Annotated in this window: 20 protein-coding genes and 1 other annotated feature; of the genes, 5 read left to right on the top strand and 15 right to left on the bottom strand. The window is 45.1% G+C overall.

Annotated elements, in window-relative coordinates:
- Nucleotides 1-16: 16 nt before the first annotated feature.
- From HFD99_RS02125 to HFD99_RS02135, 3 genes are all read right to left on the bottom strand, one after another.
- Nucleotides 17-1,132, bottom strand: a complete 1,116-nt coding sequence (locus HFD99_RS02125; protein WP_031461726.1) for an aminopeptidase — start codon at nucleotides 1,130-1,132, stop codon at nucleotides 17-19.
- Between the two features lie 75 nt (nucleotides 1,133-1,207).
- Complete coding sequence (locus tag HFD99_RS02130) at nucleotides 1,208-2,032, bottom strand: hypothetical protein (RefSeq protein ID WP_031461727.1); 825 nt, start codon at nucleotides 2,030-2,032, stop codon at nucleotides 1,208-1,210.
- A gap of 168 nt (nucleotides 2,033-2,200) precedes the next feature.
- Nucleotides 2,201-4,186: a sensor domain-containing diguanylate cyclase gene (locus HFD99_RS02135; RefSeq protein WP_031461728.1), complete on the bottom strand. Its 1,986-nt coding sequence runs from the start codon at nucleotides 4,184-4,186 to the stop codon at nucleotides 2,201-2,203.
- Nucleotides 4,187-4,622: 436 nt separating this feature from the next.
- Between HFD99_RS02135 and rpsD the strand changes: the two genes are divergently transcribed.
- On the top strand, nucleotides 4,623-5,222 hold the full coding sequence (gene rpsD, locus HFD99_RS02140; protein ID WP_031461729.1) for a 30S ribosomal protein S4: 600 nt from the start codon (nucleotides 4,623-4,625) through the stop codon (nucleotides 5,220-5,222).
- Between the two features lie 78 nt (nucleotides 5,223-5,300).
- On the opposite strand, the gene HFD99_RS02145 is transcribed toward rpsD, so the two are convergent.
- Nucleotides 5,301-6,167 (bottom strand): AraC family transcriptional regulator, encoded by an 867-nt coding sequence (locus tag HFD99_RS02145; RefSeq protein WP_031461730.1) that lies wholly within the window; start codon nucleotides 6,165-6,167, stop codon nucleotides 5,301-5,303.
- A 196-nt stretch (nucleotides 6,168-6,363) separates the two neighbouring features.
- A complete protein-coding gene (gene tyrS, locus HFD99_RS02150) occupies nucleotides 6,364-7,617 on the bottom strand; it encodes a tyrosine--tRNA ligase (RefSeq protein WP_025365213.1) in 1,254 nt (417 codons plus the stop codon).
- 65 nt (nucleotides 7,618-7,682) lie between these two features.
- Nucleotides 7,683-7,949 (bottom strand) — a binding site (T-box leader).
- 135 nt (nucleotides 7,950-8,084) lie between these two features.
- Between tyrS and HFD99_RS02155 the strand changes: the two genes are divergently transcribed.
- Nucleotides 8,085-11,108: a transglycosylase domain-containing protein gene (locus HFD99_RS02155; RefSeq protein ID WP_107733354.1), complete on the top strand. Its 3,024-nt coding sequence runs from the start codon at nucleotides 8,085-8,087 to the stop codon at nucleotides 11,106-11,108.
- A 122-nt stretch (nucleotides 11,109-11,230) separates the two neighbouring features.
- Here HFD99_RS02155 and acsA read toward each other — a convergent pair whose 3' ends face one another.
- Complete coding sequence (gene acsA, locus HFD99_RS02160; RefSeq protein ID WP_044785280.1) at nucleotides 11,231-12,946, bottom strand: acetate--CoA ligase; 1,716 nt, start codon at nucleotides 12,944-12,946, stop codon at nucleotides 11,231-11,233.
- A 246-nt stretch (nucleotides 12,947-13,192) separates the two neighbouring features.
- On the opposite strand from acsA, the gene HFD99_RS02165 reads away from it, so the two are divergent.
- Nucleotides 13,193-13,825, top strand: coding sequence for a GNAT family N-acetyltransferase (locus HFD99_RS02165; protein WP_016822378.1), 633 nt, complete (start codon nucleotides 13,193-13,195; stop codon nucleotides 13,823-13,825).
- A gap of 13 nt (nucleotides 13,826-13,838) precedes the next feature.
- Here HFD99_RS02165 and HFD99_RS02170 read toward each other — a convergent pair whose 3' ends face one another.
- The 4 genes from HFD99_RS02170 to HFD99_RS02185 all read right to left on the bottom strand — a co-directional run bounded on the left by HFD99_RS02170 (nucleotide 13,839) and on the right by HFD99_RS02185 (nucleotide 16,655).
- The gene (locus tag HFD99_RS02170; RefSeq protein ID WP_016822379.1) at nucleotides 13,839-14,537 is read right to left on the bottom strand and encodes a 5'-methylthioadenosine/adenosylhomocysteine nucleosidase; all 699 of its coding nucleotides are present in this window, start codon (nucleotides 14,535-14,537) and stop codon (nucleotides 13,839-13,841) included.
- A gap of 113 nt (nucleotides 14,538-14,650) precedes the next feature.
- Nucleotides 14,651-15,658 (bottom strand): catabolite control protein A, encoded by a 1,008-nt coding sequence (ccpA, locus tag HFD99_RS02175; RefSeq protein WP_013371881.1) that lies wholly within the window; start codon nucleotides 15,656-15,658, stop codon nucleotides 14,651-14,653.
- A gap of 107 nt (nucleotides 15,659-15,765) precedes the next feature.
- Nucleotides 15,766-16,107 carry a bacillithiol system redox-active protein YtxJ gene (gene ytxJ, locus HFD99_RS02180; RefSeq protein WP_016822380.1) on the bottom strand — a complete coding sequence of 114 codons (342 nt, stop codon included), beginning with the start codon at nucleotides 16,105-16,107 and terminating at the stop codon, nucleotides 15,766-15,768.
- A 101-nt stretch (nucleotides 16,108-16,208) separates the two neighbouring features.
- The gene (locus tag HFD99_RS02185; protein WP_016822381.1) at nucleotides 16,209-16,655 is read right to left on the bottom strand and encodes a hypothetical protein; all 447 of its coding nucleotides are present in this window, start codon (nucleotides 16,653-16,655) and stop codon (nucleotides 16,209-16,211) included.
- Between the two features lie 337 nt (nucleotides 16,656-16,992).
- Between HFD99_RS02185 and HFD99_RS02190 the strand changes: the two genes are divergently transcribed.
- Complete coding sequence (locus HFD99_RS02190) at nucleotides 16,993-17,529, top strand: type 1 glutamine amidotransferase domain-containing protein (protein WP_017427809.1); 537 nt, start codon at nucleotides 16,993-16,995, stop codon at nucleotides 17,527-17,529.
- Nucleotides 17,530-17,668: 139 nt separating this feature from the next.
- Here the strand turns inward: HFD99_RS02190 and ptsP are convergent, their stop codons facing one another.
- The 4 genes from ptsP to aroA form a co-directional block, all read right to left on the bottom strand.
- Nucleotides 17,669-19,414 carry a phosphoenolpyruvate--protein phosphotransferase gene (gene ptsP / locus HFD99_RS02195; RefSeq protein ID WP_025365216.1) on the bottom strand — a complete coding sequence of 582 codons (1,746 nt, stop codon included), beginning with the start codon at nucleotides 19,412-19,414 and terminating at the stop codon, nucleotides 17,669-17,671.
- On the bottom strand, nucleotides 19,411-21,294 hold the full coding sequence (locus HFD99_RS02200; protein ID WP_013371886.1) for a glucose PTS transporter subunit IIA: 1,884 nt from the start codon (nucleotides 21,292-21,294) through the stop codon (nucleotides 19,411-19,413). Before HFD99_RS02200 ends, ptsP begins: the two co-directional genes overlap by 4 nt.
- A gap of 299 nt (nucleotides 21,295-21,593) precedes the next feature.
- Complete coding sequence (locus tag HFD99_RS02205; protein WP_019687968.1) at nucleotides 21,594-22,028, bottom strand: CoA-binding protein; 435 nt, start codon at nucleotides 22,026-22,028, stop codon at nucleotides 21,594-21,596.
- 33 nt (nucleotides 22,029-22,061) lie between these two features.
- Nucleotides 22,062-23,354 carry a 3-phosphoshikimate 1-carboxyvinyltransferase gene (aroA, locus tag HFD99_RS02210; protein ID WP_025365217.1) on the bottom strand — a complete coding sequence of 431 codons (1,293 nt, stop codon included), beginning with the start codon at nucleotides 23,352-23,354 and terminating at the stop codon, nucleotides 22,062-22,064.
- A gap of 268 nt (nucleotides 23,355-23,622) precedes the next feature.
- Between aroA and HFD99_RS02215 the strand changes: the two genes are divergently transcribed.
- Nucleotides 23,623-23,928: a rhodanese-like domain-containing protein gene (locus tag HFD99_RS02215; protein ID WP_013371889.1), complete on the top strand. Its 306-nt coding sequence runs from the start codon at nucleotides 23,623-23,625 to the stop codon at nucleotides 23,926-23,928.
- Nucleotides 23,929-24,173: 245 nt separating this feature from the next.
- On the opposite strand, the gene gndA is transcribed toward HFD99_RS02215, so the two are convergent.
- The gene (gene gndA / locus HFD99_RS02220; protein ID WP_013371891.1) at nucleotides 24,174-25,580 is read right to left on the bottom strand and encodes an NADP-dependent phosphogluconate dehydrogenase; all 1,407 of its coding nucleotides are present in this window, start codon (nucleotides 25,578-25,580) and stop codon (nucleotides 24,174-24,176) included.
- Nucleotides 25,581-25,699 lie beyond the last annotated feature (119 nt).

Here is a 25,699-nt window from a genome sequence, read left to right on the forward strand (position 1 = left end):
GCAAGAACAGATATCGTTATTTCAAGTTTTCAGGATTTAAAGGCTCCAGCTCAGGCAGCACAAAAATGCCATCCTTACGGATTAGAACATCATCAAAATAAATTTCACCGCCACCATATTCTGGACGTTGAATCAATACCAAATCCCAATGAATCGAAGAACGGTTACCGTTATCCGCCGTTTCATAAGCTTGACCTGGTGTAAAGTGCAAGCTGCCTGCAATCTTCTCGTCAAACAGAATATCCTTCATTGGGTGTAAAATGTGTGGGTTAAACCCGATGGCAAACTCGCCAATATAGCGTGCTCCCTCATCGGAATCGAGAATATCATTTAACCGCTTTGTATCGTTGCTTGTCGCTTCCACTATTTTACCATTTTCAAAACGGAATTTAACATTCTCAAAGGTAATTCCATTATACAGGGTTTGTGCATTATAGCTAATAGTTCCGTTAACTGAATCACGTACAGGCGCGCTGTATACTTCGCCATCCGGAATATTGCATTGACCCGAACACTTAATGGCTCCGATTTGCTTGATAGAGAAGCTCAAGTCAGTACCTGGACCGCTGATCCGTACTTGGTCTGTCCGGTTCATCAAGTCTGCCAATGCATCTTGAGCCTTGTCCATTTTTGCGTAATCCAGGTTACATACATCGAAATAAAAATCTTCGAATGCTTCGGTGCTGATATTGGCCAATTGAGCCATGCTGTCATTCGGATAACGCAGCACTACCCATTTTGTGTGTTTCACTCGTTGTTCGCTATGTACCGCATGCTGATAAATTGAATTATACATTTTCATTTTATCTTCCGGTACATCTGACAGATCATTTACATTTTCGCCTGCACGAATTCCGATGTAACAGTGCATTTGTTTCATCCGGTTGAGGTCAATTTCAGCCCAAGTTTCCAGCATTTCCTTTGTCGCATTGCGAAGCATAGCGCTCTGCACCTTACGATCTGTAAGCTGAACAAAAACATTTCCACCCTTTTTACCAACTTCATGAATGATGGCGTTAAGCAAGTCACGCTCTGTACCAATCATTTCGATCAATACATTTTCTCCAGGCTGCACTTCAACAGAGTAACCTACCAGATTTTCCGCCAGCTTAAGTATTCTAGGATCTTTCATGTAGTGTCTCTCCTTCTTTATTCACTCTTTTTGAACAACGGTTAATTCAAATTCCATTGTATCATGCCCGCTCCGTTACTTGTAGTCCTCAAAAACAACTCGGGTGATCAGAGCCTCCTGATGCTGCTCTTCATTCGCAACCTGTCGGGAAATTCGGCATTCCGATGATAGCTTTAAGGGTAAACCCGTTTGGCGATCTATAGTTAAATGGTACACAGTCCGAACATTAGAATGCTCCAACTGGTTGTTCATATCCTCACAACTCTGCTTCCATACTTGGCTCAGCTTTTGTTGCAGCTCTTGGTTCGTTTCTGTATGCTGCGTTTTTAATATCCTGATTTGAGGATTTAACGTATTCATCTCTTTCATTAAACGTTCTTTTAACCAACGCTTTGCCGAGGCAGGTTCTGGTTCAATCCTCACCACCCAAGTTCCCCGGGCAGCTCCCTTTTCCATACGAATGCTCTTATTCAGTGTATTTAATTCCTCGAGCTCCTGAATCGGATTGAAGCGATTTAACATGCCATTTTGAACCATAGAAGTATCCCCAGATGTCAGCGTAATCCATTTCCCATTTTGACGAAGAAATCGTTCATGTGTAACACTAGGCTCGGACTTATCTTCTTTTAGTGCTACATAGTCGCCTTGCTTACGGAAAGCCTCTGTAGATCCCCAGTGCATGATTAATTCATCGTGATTTCTTAGCTTCCCGCGATATTCAAACTGTTTAGCCGTAGGCAGACCGCCGTCAGTTCTGATTCCAGTCTGTCCGCTAAATGTTATCCTCTCTCTGCCAGCCATTCCTGCAACAGCTCTTCTAAAAATCTGCTCAGGAGTATATTGTCGATCCAGTACACAACCGCTTAACACACATATAATTAGAAACACACAGCCCTGCATTACCCATTGCTTTCTCCAATGCATACCATCATCCGTCCTATCCTAAACATGACTATAAATCATGATAAAAATTCTGTTTTAGAACATCCATGTTATAGCTACGCTTAGGATTACCTGTCTACAAACGGTTATGCAAAACAAAAAGAGAACATTCCCTAAGGATATTCTCTACACATCGCCTATATGATCAATAACTATACGATTACGGCCTTCATTTTTTGCTTCATATAAGGCCATGTCAGCCCTATAAAATAAAGATTCGATACTGATCTGCTCGTCCAGCCAGTTCCATTCAGCAATCCCGCAAGAAACAGTCACCTGAGGATTAGTTTCATATTGTACACGGCTACGTATTTTTTCTGCATACCCCAGTGCCTGCTGCACCCCCAGCTGCGGCAAATAAATGGCAAGCTCCTCTCCGCCCCATCTGGCACATACATCCTCATCACGGGTCGCCGAGCGAACAATATTGCTGACGCTTTTCAGAATTTCGTCCCCCGTCTGGTGGCCATACGTATCATTCACCTGCTTGAATTGGTCAATATCGACCAAAATAAGAGAGCCACAGAAATCCTTTTCCTGATGCTCCTGAATGATTCGGTCTACATAATGACGCACATATAAACCTGTTAGCATGTCCATATTAGCGAGACGCCGCACCTCGGCATGCAGCATAGCATTAGTTACGGCCAGTCCGATATGAGGAGCCAGCATTTGCAGCATCTTGTAATTATCGTAAGAAAAAAAGTGTGGGAGCTTGCTCGATAATAATATAACCCCTCTAGGAGTCCCCCTGTTCTTCATAGGCACAGCCATCAAAGACTGAGAGTCCGTCGCATCCATAAACCGAGAGGATATCTTTCCATCCTTCCTATAGTCAGACACAATCACAGGCTCTCCTGTTTTGCATATCAGTCCAGCAAATCCGCCTTCACGAGGGTAACTCTCCAGCTTTAAACTTTCCACATTGCTTGACATCACCCTAAAGCAACTTCCATCCTGATCCAGCTGCACAATACAACAAAAGTCGGCCATGAACATTTTTAATAACTCCTGCACGGCAAACTCAAATATTTCATTTAATTTCAGACTCTGATTCAAACGCTGAACCAGCTCATTAATGAGCCGTAATTCATGGATAAGTACATTTGATTGCTCCAGCAGCTTCGCATTTTCAAATGCGGTGCCAGCTGTATCTGCCATCATCGCAATCAGCTCTACGTCTACTTTTTCCATACTATCCGCACCTGCTGGAAGAATCATATGAAAAACACCATATACGCCCTGCTTACCACGTAACGGGATACCGATTTCAGTTATTTCATCTTGTGGACCGGCAGGCTCATTCACAGCCATTTGCCCTTTCATAAATGCACGGACACATACATCCTCGTCCCGTTCATGCAGCAACAAAGGCTTGACCTGAGGATTTCGACTGTGCCGATCCTGACTCATATACAACGTGATATCCACATGAGGAAACAAATAGGCGATACTTCCAAATACCTCATCCAGCACGCCTTCCACATCAATCTTGTCATGCATCCGTTTTACAATCTGAAATAAAATAGAGCGGCGTCTGCCTTCACGTTCGCTCCGATTCTGCATCCCTAGTATATCTTCCATAAATATATACTCAAACTTCGAGTAAAAGCAGGATCTAAAATGCAAAGAAGCCACTAACAATGCGTCCTGATTCAAGACAGAATGTTGAGCAGGCCGTGTAAAACGAAGAGCGGCGAAAGGCTCTCTCTTGTAATTGCGGCATAGTATGGGAACCATGTATACAAATGCAAGGCTTCCATCTCGAAGTTTACGCTGGCTCACTTCCATCTCTCTAGATATGCAACAACGCTCGACCAACTCTAAATCCTCGTCATCATCCTCTTCCCTACCAGCGACCCGAACACCTGTAAAATTGAAAACAGCAGTACACTCTTCACTGATCCAGGATATACCATTGCTCTGCTGTAACCAATTCCGATATCCTTGGACGAGAAGCTGATTAATATAGGGGTAATCATAGGGTGTCATATCCATGTTCTGGAGCCAGGCAAAAGACGTATATCCTTTATCATCAAACAGCGGAGCACCGCTAGCCTGCACTGTTTTACTGTCAAGCGTTTGCTGATCCGTTGTTGAAAATTCCGACATATTAAGGCGCTCCTTCACAGCAAAATTAGCTGTACCAAGACAGCGGCTATACACCACTATAGCTCATAATATGATCTATTTTACTCTCAACTTTAGAAATTTGCATCCATTTTTCAGAAATTCGTCCCACTTTTTTAGTTCTAAAGCCCTATCGACAAATTTTGACGTTTTCATTCTTTTTCTCTTCTTGACATTGACCCACTATAACATATAATATATATTATTGAAAAAGACTGTACGGCAGAACTATCTACTGTGCGGATCTTAAATTTTGGGCGTAACAGTTTGTGTCACCCTCATCTTATTTGTTGCTGACAGGACAGCGGCTGAACTTTTCTGTCAGTAGTGCGTCTCACCTTACTAGGTAGCGCCGAACAAATTGGAGCGCAAAGAGAGCCCCAACTCAAATTTTAATTATGAAGGAGTTAACTCTATAATGGCACGTTACACTGGTCCTAAATTTAAATTGAGCCGTCGTCTCGGTATTTCCCTGAGCGGCACAGGTAAAGAATTGAAACGCCCTTTCCCTCCGGGACAACATGGTGCAAACCAACGGAGAAAAATCAGTAACTACGGTATGCAGCTTCAAGAAAAACAAAAGCTGCGCCACATGTACGGTTTGGGTGAAAAACAATTCCGTACCCTGTTCAACAAAGCTCAACACATGCACGGTATTGCTGGTGAGAACTTCATGTTCTTGCTGGAAAGCCGCCTGGACAACCTTGTGTTCCGTCTTGGCTTTGCTAATTCCCGTGCAGGCGCACGTCAATTGGTAGCTCATGGTCACGTTACTGTGAACGGAAAAAAAGTTGACATCGCTTCTTACCAAGTAAGCATTGGCGACGTGATCGGTCTTCGTGAAAGAAGTCGTTCCCTGTCTTCCATCAAAGAAGCTTTGGAAAACCGTAACCACTTGGTAGCTTATCTGGAGTACAATGACGCAGCTCTGGAAGGTAAATACATTCGTTTGCCTGAGCGTGCTGAATTGTCCCAAGATATCGATGAAAAACAAATCGTCGAATTCTACAACCGCTAATCCTTGCATTAGCACCGAAAAGCACCCGAATTCATTCGGGTGCTTTTTTATATTCCCCACGCATTAAGCCTGAGAATTTTATTCAATGGGGATGTAGACTTTTATATTCAAATGATCAGGATAGGAATTCATCACGTCCGTAATTTCAAAATCAGGCCCCTCCCTCCGTTCAAAATTAGAATTAGGAAGCCATGTGCCGTAAATAAAATCTCGTATATTCTGAACTCGTCCATTTGATCCTGAAGCGTCAAACTCAGCATACTTGCCTGCTGGAATCTCCATATATATGAAACCTTCAGCCAGTTCTTTCGACTCTTTTTCAACTGCCTCTCCCACCACAAATGAAAATGCACCGTTGTCTTCAAATTGACAGGCAATCCCATATGACATTCCCGGTGCGATTTTATTCGGAATACACATATAATATTCATGTGCGCCAAAGTGTTCATAAAAGCCTGGGATTTCTTTATAGTGTTGCTCATTATTCAGATTTGTTTTATATTCATATCCTACAATTTTGGTCGTTTCGAGTTGCAATATCACAGGCTTGTTCACCTCTAATTCCTCCGTTGCGTTTTTTTGATAATCCAAAAAATTGATTTTGCTTTGCCCGGAAAGCTCAATATCACAGTTGCGATATTTCCCAGGGGTGATCCCAAAACTTTTCTCAAAAGCGCGGGTAAAAGCTTCTTGCGAATTGTACTGATACTCAATAGCAATGTCCAATACCTTTTCATTGGATTGCTTTAGCCGTTTTGCCGCCTCGGACAATCTTCTCCTTCTTATATATTGTTGAACTGTAAAACCCGAAATGGCCTGAAAAACCCGCTGGAAATGAAAAGCTGAAAAGTATGCCTGTGAAGCAATCTCGGCAATTTTTAAATCTTCCCGGAGATTCAATTCAATAAACTCAATCGCACACTGAATTCGTTTAAAGTAGTCCATATAATCCTTCCCCACACTTGTTATTTATCTAGACTTCACCCACATTGGGCAACCCACGTATTCATTATGTAAAACTCTGTATCTATTTGTTTGATTATTTGTGCTAAGTTTACCACGGCTTTTCGCTTGGTAGAAATAAAAAAAGCAGCACTGAGATACGAGATCAATCTCAACGCTACTTTTAAATGTATTTTAATTATCCAAGCTTGATTTTAGCAAATTTCCGTTTACCTACCTGTACAATGTCGCCTTCCTGCGGCTTGTATGCTTCGTTCACATCGGTCCACTTCTCTTCATTAATTTTGACCGACCCCTGCTGAATACTACGCTTGGCCTCACCGTTAGATGCTGCAAAGCCTAGATGAGTCAGCAACTGGATCACACGAATGCCACCTTCTTCTAACTGATCTGCTGTTAAGGTGAATTCTTCAATGTCATCAGGAAGCGCGCGTTGTTGGAATACAGTCACAAAATGCTGCTTGGCCGCTTCTGCCGCCTCTTCATCGTGGTACATGCGAACTAATGTTCCGGCCAGTTTCATTTTGGCATCACGTGGATGCACCGAACCCTCCTTAACACCTTTCGCCAGCTCTGCCAGCTCCTCATTGGTAATATCCGTTGCAAGCTCAAAATATTTCAGCATCAACTCATCAGGAACGGACATCGATTTACCATAAATTTCATTTGGCTCCTCATCCACACCAATGTAGTTACCCAAACTTTTACTCATCTTTTGAACGCCATCAAGCCCCTCAAGCAGTGGCAATGTAATGGTTGCCTGCGGTTCTACTCCGTATTCCTTTTGCAGGGTTCTGCCCATCAGCAGATTAAACTTTTGATCTGTTCCTCCCAATTCTATATCGCTTTGGAGAGCCACAGAGTCCATGCCCTGCATCAGCGGGTAAAAGAACTCATGGATGCTGATCGGCAAGCCGTTTTGGTACCTTTTTGTAAAATCATCCCGCTCCAACATACGGGCAACCGTTACTTTGGCAGACAGAGTTACCACATCCGCAAAAGACATCGGTCCTAACCATTCGGAATTGTAGTATACCTTTGTCTTTTCAGGATCGAGAATCTTAAAAATTTGTTCCTTGTATGTTTGTGCATTACGCTGTACATCTTCCTCAGTCAGTTGCTTGCGGGTCTCCGATTTACCTGTCGGATCACCAATTCTGCCTGTAAAATCTCCGATAATCAGTTGCACTTGATGCCCTAATTCCTGGAACTGGCGCAGTTTGTGCATAACAACCGTATGTCCGATGTGAATATCGGGTGCAGACGGATCTAGACCCAGCTTAATTTTAAGTGGCTCGCCGCTAACAACCGATTTAATAACCTTACGCTTCAGCTCATCCTCAGGTACAATTTCCGCTACTCCACGACGGATCACTTCTAGTTGTCGTTCTACCTCTGCCTGTTGCTCAGGCTTCAATTCTTCCCACTTCATCCTGAATCCCTCCTATTTTCCATCCAATAATTACTATTTAAACAAACCAAAAAGCCCCTTTCATCCCAAGGGACGAGAAGGAGCTACTCGCGTTACCACCCTAATTAAAGAAACGTATGCAAAAAACCAACGTTTCTTTCACTTCATTCCTATAACGGGTTTACACCCGGTACCGGATTACTATGGAGAGCTTCGCAAACCTGCAAAAGCTTCCATTCATCCAGACAGCTCCAGACGGTAATTCAAAGGAGGGACGCTACCGATTCACACCACCCATCGGCTCTCTGCACAACGTGATTCCACCTTCTACTGAAGTCTTTCTCTGCTTTTCACGATATTTACTTTGACCTATTTATAACACACTGTTTTTATGTAGTCAACGACACCAAAAGACAGGCTTTTTAGCATATGGGTTCATTTTGTAATTTTATGCTATAATAATGGCTGTTATAAAGGAGGAAGACTTAATGGTTGAAGAAAAAAACAATGTATCAGAGCCTAAGCCTTCCCGCTTACGGAGAACCATGCGAAGGCTCGGCCGTGTCATAAAGTGGGTCGTCATCATCGGTTTTATGGGGGCACTATTCGCAGGGGGAACCGCCGCTGGCTATGTTGCTTCTATTGTAAAAAACGAGCCCGTGCGTTCCAGATCTACGATTCTACAGGAAGTGGATAAGAATGCAATTACAGGCTTCGCTTATTTCAATGATGGCTCTCCCATCGGGCAGCTTCGGACCGAGGAAGATCGAAGACCTGTTACGTTTAAGGAGATTCCTCAACTCGTCATTGACGCAGTTATTGCCATTGAAGATAATCATTTTTACGAGCATAAAGGTGTCGATTTGTCGGGAACGCTGCGTGCTGTGAAGCAAAAGGCACTACATGAATCCGTACAAACTGGAGGGAGTACGCTTACCCAGCAGCTTGCACGTCGTGTCTTTTTAAATCTTGATCGTACGGATGACCGCAAAGTCAAAGAAATTTTGCTATCTCTGCGCCTTGAGCGCTTCCTGAGCAAGCAACAAATAATTACAGCCTATCTCAATAAGGTACCTTTCGGTAACGGATCAAGCGGTTACAACGTCTTTGGTATTAAAGCAGCAGCCAAAGGTATTTTTAATGAAAATGATTTGGGCAAGCTTAATGTAGCCCAAGCTGCCTATCTGGCAGGTCTGCCGCAACTCCCTTCTTCTTATTCTGCTTACAACGGTAAAGGTGAGTTTAATGAAGCCGGATTTAAAAGAGCGATTAACCGCCAGCACCTGGTGCTCAGCCGAATGCTGGAGGAGAACAAAATCAATACAGCACAATATGATGAAGCGATGGCTTTTGATATCAAAAAATCTCTAGCACCACGCACTGTTAAGGCTTATAACACCTATCCATATCTTATGATGGAAACAGAGCGGCAAGCTGCTCAGGCACTCATGTCTGTCACCAATCCGAGTCAAGCAGCTAATGCCAGTGCAGATACCAAAACCAAGGATGATAACGACATGCTCAAAGAAGCTGAACAGCAGCTTCGCACGGGCGGCTATATGGTATATACCACCATTGATAAGAGCGTGTACAAATCCATGCGTCAAATTGCAGAAAATAAGGACAACTTCTCTGCTACAAGTAAAACCAAGGGTGACGAGCAAGCGGCGGCCATTCTGATTCAGCATAAAACCGGCGCCATTCTCGGTATGATGGAAGGTCGGGACTTCCAAAAAGAGCAAATGAACTATGCTACCCAGATGGTACGCCAGCCGGGTTCAGCCATGAAACCGATTGCTGCTTATCTGCCTGCTTTGGACAGCGGTCTTGTACAACCTGGCACGATTGTGGATGATGCTCCTATTATTTTGAAAGATGGCAGTAATGGATATCACATCCCGAAAAATGCCAACAACCGCTACCAAGGATTAGTCACAGCGCGTTATGCACTGAATCAATCGCTAAATACGATAGCACTCAAGCTGTTTAACGAAAAGGTAGGGATTAATAAGGCTTGGGCTTTTGCTAAAAAACTGGGTATTACCACCTTGGAACCAAGTGATAACAACGCCCAAACCGGTGTACTCGGCGGCTTGGCCCACGGGGTAACCGTTGAGGAACTAACCAATGCATATGGAGCCATCCCAAATGGCGGTGTGTTTAATGATGCCTACATGATCGAAAAGATCGTGGATTCGCAAGGCAATATTGTATACAAGCATCAGCCTAATCCTGTACAGGCCTTCACACCACAAACCGCCTACCTGATGACAGATATGTTACGTACAGCCGTATCGGAAGGCACAGGCAGACTGGTGAAGCGTAACTTTAATCAATCCGGCAAGATTCCGATCGCCGGCAAGACAGGTACTACGCAATCCTACACCGATGTGTGGTTTGAGGGTTTTACGCCTGACGTCACGCTGGGAGTGTGGGTTGGTTACAAGCAACCTGTCAATAAGCTTGAAACGAAAGCACAAAAAGAGCGGGCTCGTCGTCTATGGGCTCTAATCATGAATGAAGTAACGGCTAAAGATTCTCAGTTATTCCAAACGGACAGTTTCAAGAGACCTGACGGTATTGTAAGCCGGACAGCGTCCGCCTATGGTTCAGACATTTATAACAGTAAATATTTACCCAAAAACAGTGAAAATGGTGTTACCCGTGCGAAATACATTACCTATCAGGGTGTAAATTACATTCCACGTGATGGTACGCCAGATGATATGTTGTATGAACGGACCGTTAGAAAACGGGAAAAGCCAATCTCAGAATTGATTAAAGAGCTTCAGCAAGCCTTTAGAGTGATGAGACGGCATAATTCGTTGTCCTACTATCTGCCTCAAGATGCAGATAAAGAAGCACCTACTCAGATTGATCCACGCAAGGACGATGGGGCAGCTCCTAACGCTCCATCTAGCGTCAGCGTAAGCTATAGTGACGGCAAAGCCATAATTAGCTTTAGCCCAAGCGGAAACAGTGATGTTGTAGGTTACCGTCTATATCGTTCTACAGATGGAGGCAGCTTCCAACGGCTTGGTAAGGTTGTCATGGCTGATGGCTCCAAGGTATTCTCTGATAGCCCTGGTGGAAGCAGCGCAAGTTACTATGTGACCGCCGTTGATGTGGGAGGACATGAATCTGGGCCAAGTACCCAAGCAAGTGCAGCGCCTGTAGTGCCACCTGCAGATTCTGAATCACCAGATATTCCGGGCGAGGGAGATGGAACAGGTGCGCAGCCTACAGAAGTTCCTACTGCTCCTGGGCAGCCCCAAGCTAAAGCGGCAGGCACGTCCGTAGTCCTCCAATGGAGTGCAGGAAAGCCTGCGGACGCTATAACAGCCTATAACGTATATTACAGTGAAAGCGGTGCGGAGCCTTTTAAAAACATAGGCTCTACCGCAAACACCAGCTTTGAGTATAAACCAGGCCGCAAGCCCAAAGGCTGGTTCCGTGTTACTTCCATGAATACCATGGGGGAATCAGCTCCTTCTGGAGCCGTTCGTCCATAGTTCAAAACAAAAACAAGAAGCGATAGTTTGGGTGAGATGCATGAGTTCACCCTAATAAAAAAGGGAGTCTCCATAGCTATAATAGCTATGGAGACTCCTTTTTGGTGCAAACATGCATCAATTCAATCCTCAATAGTAGACAAGTCACCTGTAGGAAGGTTAAGCTCCCAAGCTTTCAGCACACGTCTCATAATTTTGCCGGAACGGGTTTTGGGTAACCTTTCCTTAAATTCAATTTCACGCGGAGCAGCATGAGCAGACAGCCCTTCCTTGACGAAGCGGTAAATGTCCTGTTGTAACGCTTCCGACGCGGTATAGCCATCACGCAGGGCGACAAAAGCTTTAATGATCTCTCCTCGTACAGTATCTGGTTTGCCAATGACTCCTGCTTCCGCTACGGCAGGATGCTCCAGAAGCTTGCTCTCCACCTCAAAAGGACCGATGCGCTCTCCAGAGGAGTTAATAACATCATCAATTCTTCCCTGAAACCAGAAATATCCGTCCTCATCCATGTAAGCTGAATCACCGGATACATACCAACCGGAAAAGCGGAAATATTCCTGAAACTTATTGGGGTTGTTCCATATGCGGCTCATCATGGATGGCCATGGTGTACGAATCGCCAAATGTCCCATCCTATTAGGAGGCAACACCTGGCCTCTGTCGTCCAAAATAGCAGCCTGAATACCTGGAAGTGGCTTTCCCATCGAGCCCGGCTTAATCGGTAGCTCTGGGTAATTACAGATCAACTGTCCTCCTGTTTCCGTCATCCACCAAGTATCATGAATACGCTGTGTGTATACTTGCCAACCCCATCTCACTACCTCGGGATTCAGTGGCTCCCCAACGGATAATACATGCCGCAAGCTGCTTAGATCATAATTGGCAACTACCTGCTCCCCTGCGCTCATCAACATCCGAAACGCCGTAGGAGCACTATACCAAATAGTCACTTCGTGACGTTCAATCGTGCGGTACCAATCCTCTGGGCTGAAACGTCCTCCACGGATGACATTCGTGGCTCCATTTAGCCAAGGAGCAAAAATACCATATGATGTTCCCGTAACCCAACCAGGGTCCGCAGTACACCAATACACATCATCTTCCCGCAGATCCAGTACCACTTTCCCCGTATAGTAATGCTGAATCATTGCATTTTGCACATGATACACGCCTTTGGGCTTGCCCGTTGAGCCTGACGTATAGTGAATAATTAATCCATCTTCACGCCCCAGCCATTCGGGCTCAAGATCTTCTGAGGACGTGAGCATTTCCGTTTCGAAATCAATAATTCCCTGCTCTCGTTCGTCCATATCACCAACCACAAAAATATGACGCAACGCAGGAAGCTCCTCACGTTTCACCCGTGAAAGAAGCGTAGGTGTGGTTACTAATGCCACCGCCCCGCTATCCTCCAAGCGATCTTTAACCGCCGTTTCCATAAACGCCTCAAATAGTGGACCGACAACAGCCCCTACCTTTAAAACCCCAAGCATGCTAATGACCAGTTCAGGTGAACGGGGCATGAATATAAACACACGCTCCCCTTTACCAATACCGTATTTGCGCAGCACATTTCCGAACCTGTTGGAGCTGGCACGGAGCTGAGAAAAAGTGTAGGTTTCATGACGGTTTGCGTCGCAATACAAAAGTGCTGCTTTCTCTCCCCGGCCTTCCTCTACATGTCGATCAATCGCCTCATGTGCCATATTCACTTTGCCTGTTTCATACCACGTAAAATGACGTTCTACATCTTCCCACTGAAAGTTGTTGTAAGCTTGTTCATAAGGGCCCATGTTGGATGTGGGAACTACAGCCTGGAGTTCTTCAATCTTCATGCGTTCAGCCTCCTCACAATGGAATAATGAGAATTACACAGAACAAAATAGCGCTTACAAAATTAATGATGCAAATCAAATCTTTTGATTTGTGGTTTGATTTAAAGCATTTAATTGTGAACAATTCGTGTCTAAATCAGTATATCATAGGTGAGGATGTGACGACCATCCTTTTCATTTATTTGTTTTTTTGTTATAAGTAGGGGATATGAAGAGGTACTGATGGCAAACAAGGAGGTCGCACCCATGCAGCATTTAAAATTGTACCACTTGGACACACTGGATCATAACGGACAAACCATCCATGTAGAAGGACCGGTATCCGCTGATCGATTGCGTTCATTTCAAATGCATACGCAATTGGACGCCTTTCGTAAACCAAAGGAGCAATTCGACGCGCTGGTGGAAATTTCAGAACTGCCTGAAGGCAGAATCATCATTGCCCATGATGGAGAAACCCTTCTGGGATATGTCACTTTTCACTATCCAGATGAGATGGAACGCTGGTCGGAAGCTGGCATGAAGGATTTACTGGAACTCGGAGCTGTCGAGGTAGCCGATGACTATCGCGGACTGGGCCTGGGTAGCCGAATGATTCGGATTGCCTTTGAAGACGGACAGCTCGAATCCTATATTATTTTTACAACTGAATATTACTGGCACTGGGATTTAAAAGGCAGCGGTCTTTCCGTATGGGAATACCGCCGCATGATGGAACGTCTGATGAAAACCGTAAATATGGTATGGTACGCCACGGATGATCCTGAAATATGCTCACACCCTGCGAACTGTCTGATGGTACGAATGGGAGATGATGTGCCCCTCGAATCACGAGAACAGTTTGACCGTATCCGGTTTGTTCGAAGATTCATGTATTAAAAATATTACACTCTTATCCCAAATGCTTGAGCATGAACTCCACAATACGGTGCGAACGATGTGAGGCTTCTACCGTAAACTCAGCATAATTCACGTGAGCCGATCCATCAGCCTTATCTGACATAGATCGTAGGACAACATAAGGCACAGCGTTCATATGAGCTGTCTGAGCCACTGCGGCGCCTTCCATCTCGGTACAAGCACCGTCCATTTCTTGATGCAATGCTGTCACTATCTCACGATTTGCGACAAATTGATCGCCGGAAAGTACTTTCCCGACAATGTATCGATCGCCAAACGATTTGCAGGCTTGTTCAGCCAGACGGACAAGCTCGGGATCGGCCGCGAACTCTGAGGTGTCCTGATAAGGAATGACCCCTCTGGCATAACCCAAAGGCGTTACATCCATGTCATGCTGCATACATGTTGATGAGATGACAATGTCCCCAATGTTTAAATCCGGGTGTACCGCCCCTGCCACTCCCGTGAATATAATTTGTTCGACGCCAAAATGATCAATCAAGATTTGTGTTGTTACCGCAGCATTGACTTTGCCTACACCGGACTTGCAGACGACTACCCTTTGCCCGTGAATCATTCCGGTAGTGTATGTGATTCCCGTCTTGGTCGTCTTGCTTGCTTCCGTCATTGCCGAGAGCAGCAATTCAATTTCTTCATCCATCGCACCCATTAATCCATAAAGTCGGCTCATTACGCATCCCTCGTTTCTTAGTTTGATGATGATGTCACAAGAAGCTATGTATCTACGAAAAAAGCTCCGTCAAAGGAGCTTTCATCGAAGGTGTATCCTATTCGGCACTGTGCCTAGTCTAAATAATTAACTGATAACCGCAAAATAGTCTCATGCGGCAAAATAACGCGAGAGTTCTCCACGTTTTCCTTCTTCATCAGCTTGGTCAGCAAACGCATGGCTACCGCACCCAAATCGTACATTGGTTGTGCGACGGTCGTCAGCTGAGGACGAACCATGGAGGCCATACGAATGTTGTCAACACTGATTACCGAAAAATCATCAGGTACTTTCAATCCCTCATCCTGAATACTATGAATCGCACCAATTGCCATTTCATCCGTAGCGGCAAAAATAGCACTTGGTTTCTTCTTCAGACCAAGGAAGTATTTCATGGCTTCAACACCGGATTCATAGCGGTAGTTTCCGATTCTCACGAGATCCTCCTGATAATCAATTCCAGCTGTTTCCAATGCTCTCTTGTAACCTTGGAAACGTGCATAGCCGTTTGCAGGGTCTTGAAGCGTACCACTGATCATTGCGATTTGACGGTGTCCATGGCGGATCAACGTGTTAACTGCATCAAAAGCAGCGGCTTCATGGTCAATATCAACTGAAGGATAGCTACCTTTTTCATCACTCGTTGCACATAGAACAATAGGAACTGCAGCTGTATGGAAGGCCTGAATATGCTCGTCCGTTACTGTGCCGCCCATGAACAGCAGTCCATCCACTTGCTTTTCAAGTAATGTGTTGATAACGCGGATCTCTTTTTCTTTACGCTTGTCGGCATTACATAAAATAATGTTATAGTGATACATATTTGCAATATCCTCAATACCGCGTGCAATTTCTGCAAAAATTGAGTTCGATATATCCGGAATAACCACGCCAACAGTCGTTGTCTTCTTGCTGGCCAGACCTCTAGCTACCGCATTCGGGCGATATCCCAATTGTTCAATCGCTTCGTACACCTTCTTGCGGGTCTGAGGTTTTACATTAGGATTATTGTTAACTACGCGGGACACCGTGGCCATTGAGACACCAGCTTCGCGAGCTACATCATAGATCGTTACCGTCACATTCCTTCTCTCCATTGCCAATAAATTTTCAACCGAATCCTAGATCAACTAATTAGAACCATGATACGACAAAATACTACTTTATGCAACGACAGCACTCATTCTATCTATGTGAGATGATCGTGAAGCGCACGGGCTGTAATATTCGAATGGGATGTATGCCAGACAGCCTCCCCGTCCTTGATTAAAATGGCCTGCGGCGATTCATGTTTCACCTGAAGCTTGTCCGCAGCCGCATTGGACACCGGCCGATCTTCTACTACATAAATGATACCGTATTCAATATTTTCGTCGGGAGCACCTTCCAAATAAGACTCCACTTCCTGATATGCACCTGCACTTATCGGACAACGTGTACTGTGCTTAAAGAGGAGTAACGGCTTGTCTGATGACGCTTCCAGAGCCGTATTTAATTGTTGAATAGTAGTCATTTTCGTCATCGTCGCCATTGGATATACATTCCTTTCTGTGTCTTGTCGTATGGCCTATTCTCATCGTAACAAAAAGAACATGTAAAATCCAATGGTGACCATGAAAATTTTCATATTTTTTAGTTTTTCGTATTCGTAAACACCGATTTACTGGTAAAACCGGATAATTGAACCAATCTTTTCTCTACATCATTCATCCAATCTTCATCTCCTAGGCTTCTCGCATAGCGATAAAGATCCAGTAAGAGATTAATTCGAAGCTCCATTCGCTCCTCCAAAGCGGATTGCCAATCCACATTGGGATTATCCGCTTCCTCCAGTACAAGCTTACGAATAATTTCTGCCAGTTCATTGTTGCGTGCAAAAGATATTCGCCGGGGTGCAGGTTTGCTCCCTAAACTTTGTAATAGTTCCTTAATGTCCTTCGTCACATGCTGCAAAACCTCACTGGAAAAGCATGACGGACATGAGAATACAGGGACATGCAAAATTTCAACCTTACTCGCATATATTACCTTTCGCAATTCCAGCCCCATCGGTTCACCACATTGGCATTGCTTATGCATTTTACCACCTCATTACGTAGGATCAAACTTATATGAGGATCTCATCAGAATCCAGATATATCTATCTACTAGTCTATAAAATATTTGTTAACTCAATAAAATCTATCATACCTTTTTTTATTTCGACTTTGGGGCCTCAAATCCTTCCACAGATTGCAGCAATGAACAAATTACCAAAGCTTTGGGGGTCAAAAAATGACGACGATTGTTGTTAAAGAGCGACTCCTAACCCGAGAATCTGCGGAGGAATGGACTTCGGGCGTACTTTTTCTTAAGATGTAAAAGTACAGATTACAAAACAAAGGTGTCATCATGTGACGCACGAAAGGATGGTTGGATGTCAAGACTTACCGGAAAAAAGGTAATTGCCCTGGTAGATGAGGAATTCGAGGATCTGGAATTATGGTACCCGGTGTATCGCGTTCGTGAAGAAGGCGCGGAAGTACATTTAGCCGGTGCTGAAAAGGGTAAAAAGTATATTGGAAAATACGGCGTACCTGCTGAAGCAGAATATGCCTTTGAAGAACTGAATAGCAGCGATTATGACGGAATTCTCGTTCCTGGCGGATGGGCGCCCGATAAACTGCGCCGCTATCCCAAGGTCATTCAACTCGTACAGGAATTTCATGCCGCACATAAACCCATCGGACAAATCTGCCATGCAGGCTGGGTACTGATTTCTGCAAAAATATTGGATGGTGTTACGGTCACCTCCACACCAGGTATTCGTGATGATATGGAAAATGCAGGAGCCATCTGGAAGGATGAAGCTGTGGTGACAGACGGACATATTGTATCCGCTCGTCGACCGCCTGATCTTCCCCCTTACGGAAAAGCGTTCTGCGATGTATTAGCTAATAGCGCTCAGAAATAAGATATCCAGTCCGCACATTCAGGACTTGAGTAACCCTTATCTATAGCTATATCGAAAAAGCACCTTCAAAACCACTTTATTCATGGTTTTGAAGGTGCTTTTTTGTACGAGCCAAGCTAAGCTTTCAGATTTTAAAGCATTACTGCCGCCCAGGTCCGGCCGGGATGCAGCTGATATTAGCTGCAGTCAGCTTGTCTTCGATCGCTGCACCAGTAGACATGCCAAAGCAAGCACGAGCAACTGTCATCGCCTCAGATGCGGTCGTATTCAGCACACGATGCTTGACCCGCAATAAAGATTGGGGGGACATACTGAGCTGATGTATTCCTAGTTCCAGCCAAAGTGGAACGGATCGTTCATCTCCAGCCATCTCACCGCAGACACTCACATCAATTCCGGCTTGATGTGCCGCCTGTGCAGTCATGCGCAGCATTCGAAGTACAGCCGGGTGGTATGGATGGTACATATGCGCAATCTGCTCATTCATACGGTCCACAGCCAGCACATACTGAACTAGATCATTTGTTCCGATACTAAAAAAATCGGTTTCAGCTGCTAATAGATCCGCGATCATCGCCGCAGCCGGAACCTCAATCATAATTCCTCGCTGTATTTTGGGATTATAGGCAAGCCCTCTTGCATCCAGATCCGCCATAGCCTCCTTTAAAAGAACATCTGCCTGACGGACTTCCTCCACAGATGAGATCATCGGGTACATGACCTTGATATTCCCCGTTGCACTGGCTCGCAAAATTGCAGTCAATTGAGTTTTAAACATTTCCTTCCAATCCAAACTAATCCGTATAGCACGATAACCTAGAAAAGGATTTTCTTCCTCTGGGAGTTCAAGATAATCCAACGGCTTGTCGCCGCCGATATCCAATGTACGGATGACTACGGAGTGATTGCCTGCCTTTTCCGCTATTAGCCGATATACTTCATACTGTTCCTCTTCATCAGGAGCAGATTTGCGATCCATATATAAAAATTCCGTGCGGAACAGCCCCACACCCTGAGCTCCATGCTTCAAAGCGGCCTCCAGCTCTTTAACGGAGCTAATATTGGCCGCCAGCCTCAGCGTGGTTCCATCCTTGGTCACAGCTTCTACCGAAGCGAGTACCTGAAGCTGCTCTTTTCTGCGTCGCTGCTCGTCACGCAAAACGATATAGTGGTCTGTTACTGATTTTTCCGGATTTACATACACCCTGCCCAGGTCTCCGTCCACAACCATCATATCTCCGGTTTGAACGGGCAAATTCAAATTGCTCTCCAATCCTGAAACGAGTGGGATACCAAGCGCACGGGCCATAATCGCGGAATGCGATGTTTTACCACCATTCATAGTCACAATCCCCAACACGTAGCTGGGATTCAGGTGTGCCGATTGGGATGGCGAAAGCTCCTTGGCTACCAGAATATAAGGCTGTGTGTCGTTGGGAAGAGTCACTTCCGGTGCGCCCAGCAAATGCTTGAGCAGTCGGTTCCCCACATCCTTAATGTCGATTGCCCGCTCCTTCATATATTCATCATCCAGCAAATCAAACATGGTCACAAAATGATCAATAGCTTCCTTCACAGCCACCTCGGCCGCCTTATACTGACGCTGAATAATTCCGCTAATTTCATTCATGAATTCCGGATCTTCTAATATCGCAAGATGAGCATCAAAAATGCTGGATTCCTCCGGTCCCACCATCTCTCGAAACTCATCCTTAATAAACTGGATTTCACTTTTGGATGTACGTATCCCTTCATACAATCGTTCAAATTCCTTCGCTAGATCTACCGTATCCATTTTTTGATCTGGTAAATCCCATTCCCAGCTCGGCAGGACAAATGCCTTCCCGATGGCCACACCTGCTGCGGCGCCGATGCCTTCTATCATGTTTCTACCCCTCCAACATTCCTGTCATGCAGCACAACGGACATTACCGAGGCCTGACCTTTTTTCACTGTTTTAAACGGAGCAAAGCTCCACGACTTGACGCGATCCGGATTCGTGATGACCATAGGAGTCACCAGCGATGGAGCTTGCTCTCGTAGCGCCTGCAAATCAAATTTGATCAGCAATTGCCCCGGTTCCACCGTATCGCCTGCTTCTACCATAGCAGTAAAATTCCCTTTTAGCTGTGAAGTATCAATCCCGATGTGAAGCAGAACCTCAAGTCCTTCTCGTGTGGAGATGCCTAAAGCGTGCATGGTCGGATACAAATGCATCACAGTACCATACACCGGAGACACAAGTTCACCGCGTTCAGGAACAAAAGCAACACCGTCCCCAACCAGCTTCGTTGCAAAAATTTTGTCAGGCACTTCATGAATCGGTAGCATTTTTCCATGTACAGGAGCATTGAACAAAATTTGAGGAAGATCACGTTCCATCAACTTCGCAATTTCCTCACGGATCAGTTCTGAATATGTTCCAAATACGACTTGTAAATTACCCCCGCCCAGATTAATAAGCCCGGCCGATCCCAAAGCCTTCATTGCTCCGGTATCAATCAGCCTGTCATTGTGAACGGTCAGCCGTAAACGGGTAATGCAGGCCTCTACCTGCACAATATTCTCCTTCCCACCGAGTGCTTCCAAAATAAGTGGAGCACTGTAAGGAATATTACCGGCCCAATCCTCCAGAACTGAGCCTTCCTCGCGACCAGGGGTTGGAATACGGAACCGACGGATCGCCCATCGAAATAGTACATAATACACAAGTCCATATGCCACTCCGACTGGAATTAGTAACCAGGCGTTATGTGACAGATGGAAGTTAAGGACATAATCTATAAAGCCCGCCGAATATGAAAAGCCATGATGAATGTCCAGCTCAAAGGTAAGCCACATGGCCAGACCGGACATAACCGCATGAACGAGGAACAAATAAGGAGCAGCAAACAAAAAGGCAAACTCAATCTGTTCCGACACTCCGGTAAAAAAGCAGACCAATGCGGCCGTCAGAAACGTTTTCTGCACCTTTGGCTTCAAATCTTCACGAGCTTCCTGAATGATCGCTAACGCAATCGCAGGGATCGCAAACATCATAATGGGAAACAACCCAGACATGAAATAGCCCGCTGTCGGATCGCCAGCAAAAAACCGGGGCAAATCCCCCTGCACAACGTTGCCAGACGGCGTTTTATATGTACCCAGTTGAAACCAAAATATATTATTAAGCAGATGATGAAGACCAAAAGCTGCCAATAATCGGTATAGAATACCGTAAATAAGCAGTCCAAAACCGCCCAAGCTCGATTCCAGGCCTACTATAAATTCCAGTCCTCGCTGGATCAGCGGAGCAATAATCAACATAAGCCCTGCAAATACAGCAGAGAACAGGCCAATAAGCAGCAGAACAAATCGGGTTCCCCCAAAAAACTGAAGCACTTCGGGCAACTTAATGCTTTTGAAGCGATTATAAGCCAAGCCTGAAATAATCCCCAAAATGATACCTATGAGCGTCGCTGGCTGAATGAGTCCGTTTCCAAATCTCAATGTGACCTGATCATATATAGCCATACCAGCCAATGCAGCCAGTCCCGCCTGACCTGCTTGATTCGACATGCCCAGTGCAACACCCACCGCAAACAAATACGGCAAAAAATAAAAAATCCCGTGTCCCGCCGCATTTGCCATATCAGACACCATAGGAAATCCCCACGTGGCCCAAGGAAGGCTGCCGAGACTTAGCAATATTGCAGCTGCTGGTAGCACCATCGTCGGGAGCATGACAGCACGACCAAGCTGTTGTAAGGATCCGAGCCAATTCATGGCATTCCTCTCCCTTCTATCCCTGATGGTAAGCCGAATAAATACTTTTGTCAAAGCAATGGTTCCGTCAGCCAAAAATATTTATTTACGCTTTTACAGGTCATATAACTTATTACTCAGCGATAACCCTATGAATTTAACTAGACCCTATCATATTCCAAGCATACATACATTATATGGATTCCTGAAAGTATAATATACTGTATAATAGTTCTGATTTCACACCAAAAACCTTCAACCCTATGAAATAAGGGAAGAAGGTTTTTTTCATGCTCATATAGCATGATTCAGCGATGTGATTATCCTTTACGTACAGCTTGGGTCACTGAATCCTCCACCTTAATGCAACGATCCATAATAACCGTCATTCCATGCTCCTGCGCAATGTCAGCGGCTTCCTGGCTTATAATTCCCTGTTGCAGCCACAATATCTTAGCTCCAATAGCAGCGGCTTCACGCGCAACCTCTGCGCAGTATTCGCTACGCCGGAATACATTAACCAATTCAACGGGCTCTGGTACTTCAGCAAGACTGGCATAGCAAGTCTCTCCAAGAATCGTTTGTCCTGCGGCCGCAGGATTTACCGGAATGATCCGGTATCCCCGCTGTTGCATAGCATAAGAAACCATGTATGAGGTGCGGTCTGATTTATCAGACAAACCAACAACCGCAATATTGCCTACTTGTTCCAAAATATTCTTAATCTCTTCTCTGGACGGATTTTCAAAAGCCATTTTTTCTCCTCCTGTCTGCATCTTAACTTACCTTTATTTTACCCATTCTACAGAAGCACCAAGCGTCGTCAGATGGTCGAAATACTGTGGATACGATTTGGCGACATGATGCGCATCCTTGATCACTAGCGGCTTCTGCGCACGCAAACCTACAACCGTCAATGCCATAATGACACGGTGATCAAAATGCGCGTTGATTTCCACACCACCTTCGACACCCTCCGGTCTACCATGCACAATGATTTCCGCTTGACGTTCTTCTACCCGAGCTCCAGCCTTGCTCAATTCATTCAAATAATCGGTAATACGGTCACATTCCTTATACCGTAAATTTTCCACGTTATAGAAACGGGACGTACCTTCGGCAAATACAGCCGCAGCTACCATGGCAAGCACAGCGTCTGTCGCAGCATCACCGTCAAACTCGATGGCTTTCAATCGACCGTTCCCCTTTACGACAACGGTATCGTTCTCATGTGTCAGTGGCACTTCCATCATACGCAGCACGTCTACAATAGCACGTTCTCCCTGTTTGCTCTGTTCTTTAAGACGATGGATGGTTACATCGGAATTCGTTACTGCAGCCGCCGCCAGCACCGCAGCACTCCCTGGATAATCCCCTTGTACAGTATACGTACGTGGCTGATAGGATTGCCGACCCGGTACGCGGAAAGACATGTAGTCATCACTTGCATGAATGGTAATACCAGCCTCTTGCAATACCTCCAGCGTCTGCCCAATGACCACTTTGGATTTCAAATCATGCAGCACTTCAATTTCACTATCTTCCTCCAGTAGAGGTGTAAGGAACAACAGAGCGCTTAAATACTGTGAGCTAACCGAACCGGACACTTGGATTTTACCGCCCTTCGCCTGACCACCCTGAATACGTATTGGCAACTTGCCTTCACGATGATCTACTTTAACCCCCAGTTGGCCCAGTGCATCAATTAGATCATCATGGGGTCTTTTCCCCAAGGAGTCGGGATATGTATTCACAAATGTAACATCCGGACATAGGGACGCAATTCCCATCAAAAAACGGAGCACCGCTCCTGCATTGCCCACGTTCAGTTCCTTCACAGCTTGAGGATGGCTACCAAAACCTGTAATCACGATTTTTTCATCATCCTCTTCCAGCACTGCTCCCAGATCGGTGATACAACGACGCATAGCATCACTGTCTTCACTATGAGCTGGATAGTAAATAGTACTTTGCCCATCAGCTAGTGCAGCCGTTAGCAGATAACGAGTAGTGTAGTTTTTGGAGGACAAAGCCCCAATCTCTCCTTGCAGGGAAGGGGTAGGTCTAACGATAACATCCATATTATACATGCTCCTTTTCGATTCAAACCATCCTAGTTTACGTTAATTATACAAGTTGTAACGTTCATTTCTCCACCTAAAAAATAAGGAATATTCATCTAGGTCTGTCGAGGTTTAGCAACCTGGTTGACCAATCTTTATTTGATTTTTAGATTTAGGCTAATTGACAGCTTAGAGATCGCTTCGCTATCATACATAGAGAGTGTGACGTTTCTCACACGTCAACAATACAAATAGTACCCATTTACATTAGAAAAGAGGTCCAGCCATGACGCAAATCGCTCTGATTGAACCTTCTGAGCTTCGCGCACGCCTGCAAGCAGGAGAGCAATTGCAATTGATCGACGTCCGTGAAGCGGAAGAAGTAGCGGAAGGTATGATTGAAGGTGCCAAGCACATTCCGCTCGGACAGATTCCGGGCCGCCTTGAGGAAATTGAACGCACCGGTGAAATCATCTTTATTTGCCGGAGCGGTTATCGCAGTGAACGTGCCTGCGAATATTTGCAGCAGTTAGGTTACGAGGGTTGCACCAATATGACTGGTGGCATGCTGCAATGGTCACAGGAGCAGTAAAACAGCTAGTCTATAAAAGAGACGGGAATCTTCCGTCTCTTTTATTTAAACTCAAAGCTTAGACGCGGTAAAGCATTAAAACATCATACTTCTATCATACCATAGCGTCAAAAGATTACACAATCCTTTAGCGAATTCAACATTGTATCTAAAATACCAAATCAAAAACGGAAGCTTTTTCTACCCAGAGGGCAAAAAAGCTTCCGTTGTGTTACATACTGCATTCTTACATATTCGTCAGTTCATTAAAACCATTGATGATGGAATACGCCTTCTTTGTCCACACGCTTGAAAGTGTGTGCACCAAAGTAGTCACGTTGCGCTTGCAGCAGGTTTGCTGGCAAACGCTCCGTGCGATAGCTGTCATAGTAAGCAAGCGCGCTGGAGAAGCCAGGCACTGGAATACCTTGAGATACAGCCACGGAAATCACTTGACGCCATGCATCTTGATACGTTTCTACTACATTTTTGAAATAAGAGTCCAGCAATAGGTTTTTCAGAGCAGGATCACGGTCATACGCATCCTTGATGTTTTGCAGGAATTGCGAACGGATAATGCAACCACCGCGGAAGATCATTGCAATTTTTCCGTATTTCAAATCCCAATCATATTCATCGGAAGCTGCACGCATTTGAGCGAAACCTTGAGCATAAGACACAATTTTACTTGCGAACAGGGCTTTACGTACACTTTCGATAAATTCTTTTTTGTCGCCGCTGAAGGATTCAGCTTTAGGACCGCTCAGCACTTTGCTTGCCGCAATACGCTCATCTTTCATAGCAGACAAGAAACGGGAGAATACGGACTCGGTAATCATGGACAATGGCACACCCAGATCCAGCGCGCTTTGGCTTGTCCATTTACCAGTACCTTTTTGACCTGCAGCATCCAAGATCACATCTACCATAGGCTTGCCTGTTTCAGCATCATACTGGGAGAAGATGTCAGCTGTAATTTCGATCAGATAGCTGTCCAGTTCACCTTTATTCCATTCTGTAAAGATTTCATGAAGTTCTTCCGCACTCACATTCAGGACTGATTTCAGCAAGTGATATGCTTCACCAATCAATTGCATGTCGCCGTACTCGATACCATTATGCACCATTTTTACATAGTGACCAGCACCGTCGGGACCGATATATGTACAGCATGGGTCGCCGTCCACTTTTGCAGAGATTGCAGTCAGAATCGGCTCTACGAGTTTGTAGGCACTTTCTTGTCCACCCGGCATAATGGCAGGACCATTCAAGGCACCTTCTTCACCACCGGATACGCCTGTACCAATAAAGCGAAGTCCTTTTTCCTCCAGCTCCTTGCTGCGGCGCTGTGTATCAGGGAAGTAGGCATTGCCTCCGTCTATAATAATGTCGCCCTTGTCCAGATGAGGCACAAGCTGTTCAATCGTGGCATCTGTAGCTTTACCAGCTTGAACCATGATCAGGATTTTACGGGGTGATTCCAGTGAGTTCACAAATTCTTCAATGGAGAAAGTACCCGTCAGTTTCTTACCTTCTGCTTCTTTGATAAGATCGTGCGTTTTTTCTGGAGAGCGGTTAAAAACCGAAACGGTGAAGCCTCTGCTCTCAATATTAAGGGCCAAGTTTTTACCCATTACCGCCAGGCCGATCACACCAATTTGCTGTTTTGCCATCTGGTTCCTCATCCTTTGCAACATATTTTGTATTCTATATCGCCGCTTTACCGCATTACACTTTATGTGAATCGGAACACGTGCACTTCTATTTTAACGTTTTTAGTGTCAGAAGTGAA

The organism is Paenibacillus sp. EKM301P (assembly GCF_011800295.1).
Classification (GTDB): domain Bacteria; phylum Bacillota; class Bacilli; order Paenibacillales; family Paenibacillaceae; genus Paenibacillus; species Paenibacillus polymyxa.

What these genes read in the sequence shown, in the direction of transcription:
- HFD99_RS02125 (WP_031461726.1), bottom strand. Translation starts at nt 1,132, where the DNA reads ATGAAAGATCCTAGAATACTTAAGCTGGCGGAAAATCTGGTAGGTTAC.
- HFD99_RS02130 (WP_031461727.1), bottom strand. Translation starts at nt 2,032, where the DNA reads ATGCAGGGCTGTGTGTTTCTAATTATATGTGTGTTAAGCGGTTGTGTA.
- HFD99_RS02135 (WP_031461728.1), bottom strand. Translation starts at nt 4,186, where the DNA reads ATGTCGGAATTTTCAACAACGGATCAGCAAACGCTTGACAGTAAAACA.
- rpsD (WP_031461729.1), top strand. Translation starts at nt 4,623, where the DNA reads ATGGCACGTTACACTGGTCCTAAATTTAAATTGAGCCGTCGTCTCGGT.
- HFD99_RS02145 (WP_031461730.1), bottom strand. Translation starts at nt 6,167, where the DNA reads ATGGACTACTTTAAACGAATTCAGTGTGCGATTGAGTTTATTGAATTG.
- tyrS (WP_025365213.1), bottom strand. Translation starts at nt 7,617, where the DNA reads ATGAAGTGGGAAGAATTGAAGCCTGAGCAACAGGCAGAGGTAGAACGA.
- HFD99_RS02155 (WP_107733354.1), top strand. Translation starts at nt 8,085, where the DNA reads ATGGTTGAAGAAAAAAACAATGTATCAGAGCCTAAGCCTTCCCGCTTA.
- acsA (WP_044785280.1), bottom strand. Translation starts at nt 12,946, where the DNA reads ATGAAGATTGAAGAACTCCAGGCTGTAGTTCCCACATCCAACATGGGC.
- HFD99_RS02165 (WP_016822378.1), top strand. Translation starts at nt 13,193, where the DNA reads ATGCAGCATTTAAAATTGTACCACTTGGACACACTGGATCATAACGGA.
- HFD99_RS02170 (WP_016822379.1), bottom strand. Translation starts at nt 14,537, where the DNA reads ATGAGCCGACTTTATGGATTAATGGGTGCGATGGATGAAGAAATTGAA.
- ytxJ (WP_016822380.1), bottom strand. Translation starts at nt 16,107, where the DNA reads ATGGCGACGATGACGAAAATGACTACTATTCAACAATTAAATACGGCT.
- HFD99_RS02185 (WP_016822381.1), bottom strand. Translation starts at nt 16,655, where the DNA reads ATGCATAAGCAATGCCAATGTGGTGAACCGATGGGGCTGGAATTGCGA.
- HFD99_RS02190 (WP_017427809.1), top strand. Translation starts at nt 16,993, where the DNA reads ATGTCAAGACTTACCGGAAAAAAGGTAATTGCCCTGGTAGATGAGGAA.
- ptsP (WP_025365216.1), bottom strand. Translation starts at nt 19,414, where the DNA reads ATGATAGAAGGCATCGGCGCCGCAGCAGGTGTGGCCATCGGGAAGGCA.
- HFD99_RS02200 (WP_013371886.1), bottom strand. Translation starts at nt 21,294, where the DNA reads ATGAATTGGCTCGGATCCTTACAACAGCTTGGTCGTGCTGTCATGCTC.
- HFD99_RS02205 (WP_019687968.1), bottom strand. Translation starts at nt 22,028, where the DNA reads ATGGCTTTTGAAAATCCGTCCAGAGAAGAGATTAAGAATATTTTGGAA.
- aroA (WP_025365217.1), bottom strand. Translation starts at nt 23,354, where the DNA reads ATGGATGTTATCGTTAGACCTACCCCTTCCCTGCAAGGAGAGATTGGG.
- HFD99_RS02215 (WP_013371889.1), top strand. Translation starts at nt 23,623, where the DNA reads ATGACGCAAATCGCTCTGATTGAACCTTCTGAGCTTCGCGCACGCCTG.
- gndA (WP_013371891.1), bottom strand. Translation starts at nt 25,580, where the DNA reads ATGGCAAAACAGCAAATTGGTGTGATCGGCCTGGCGGTAATGGGTAAA.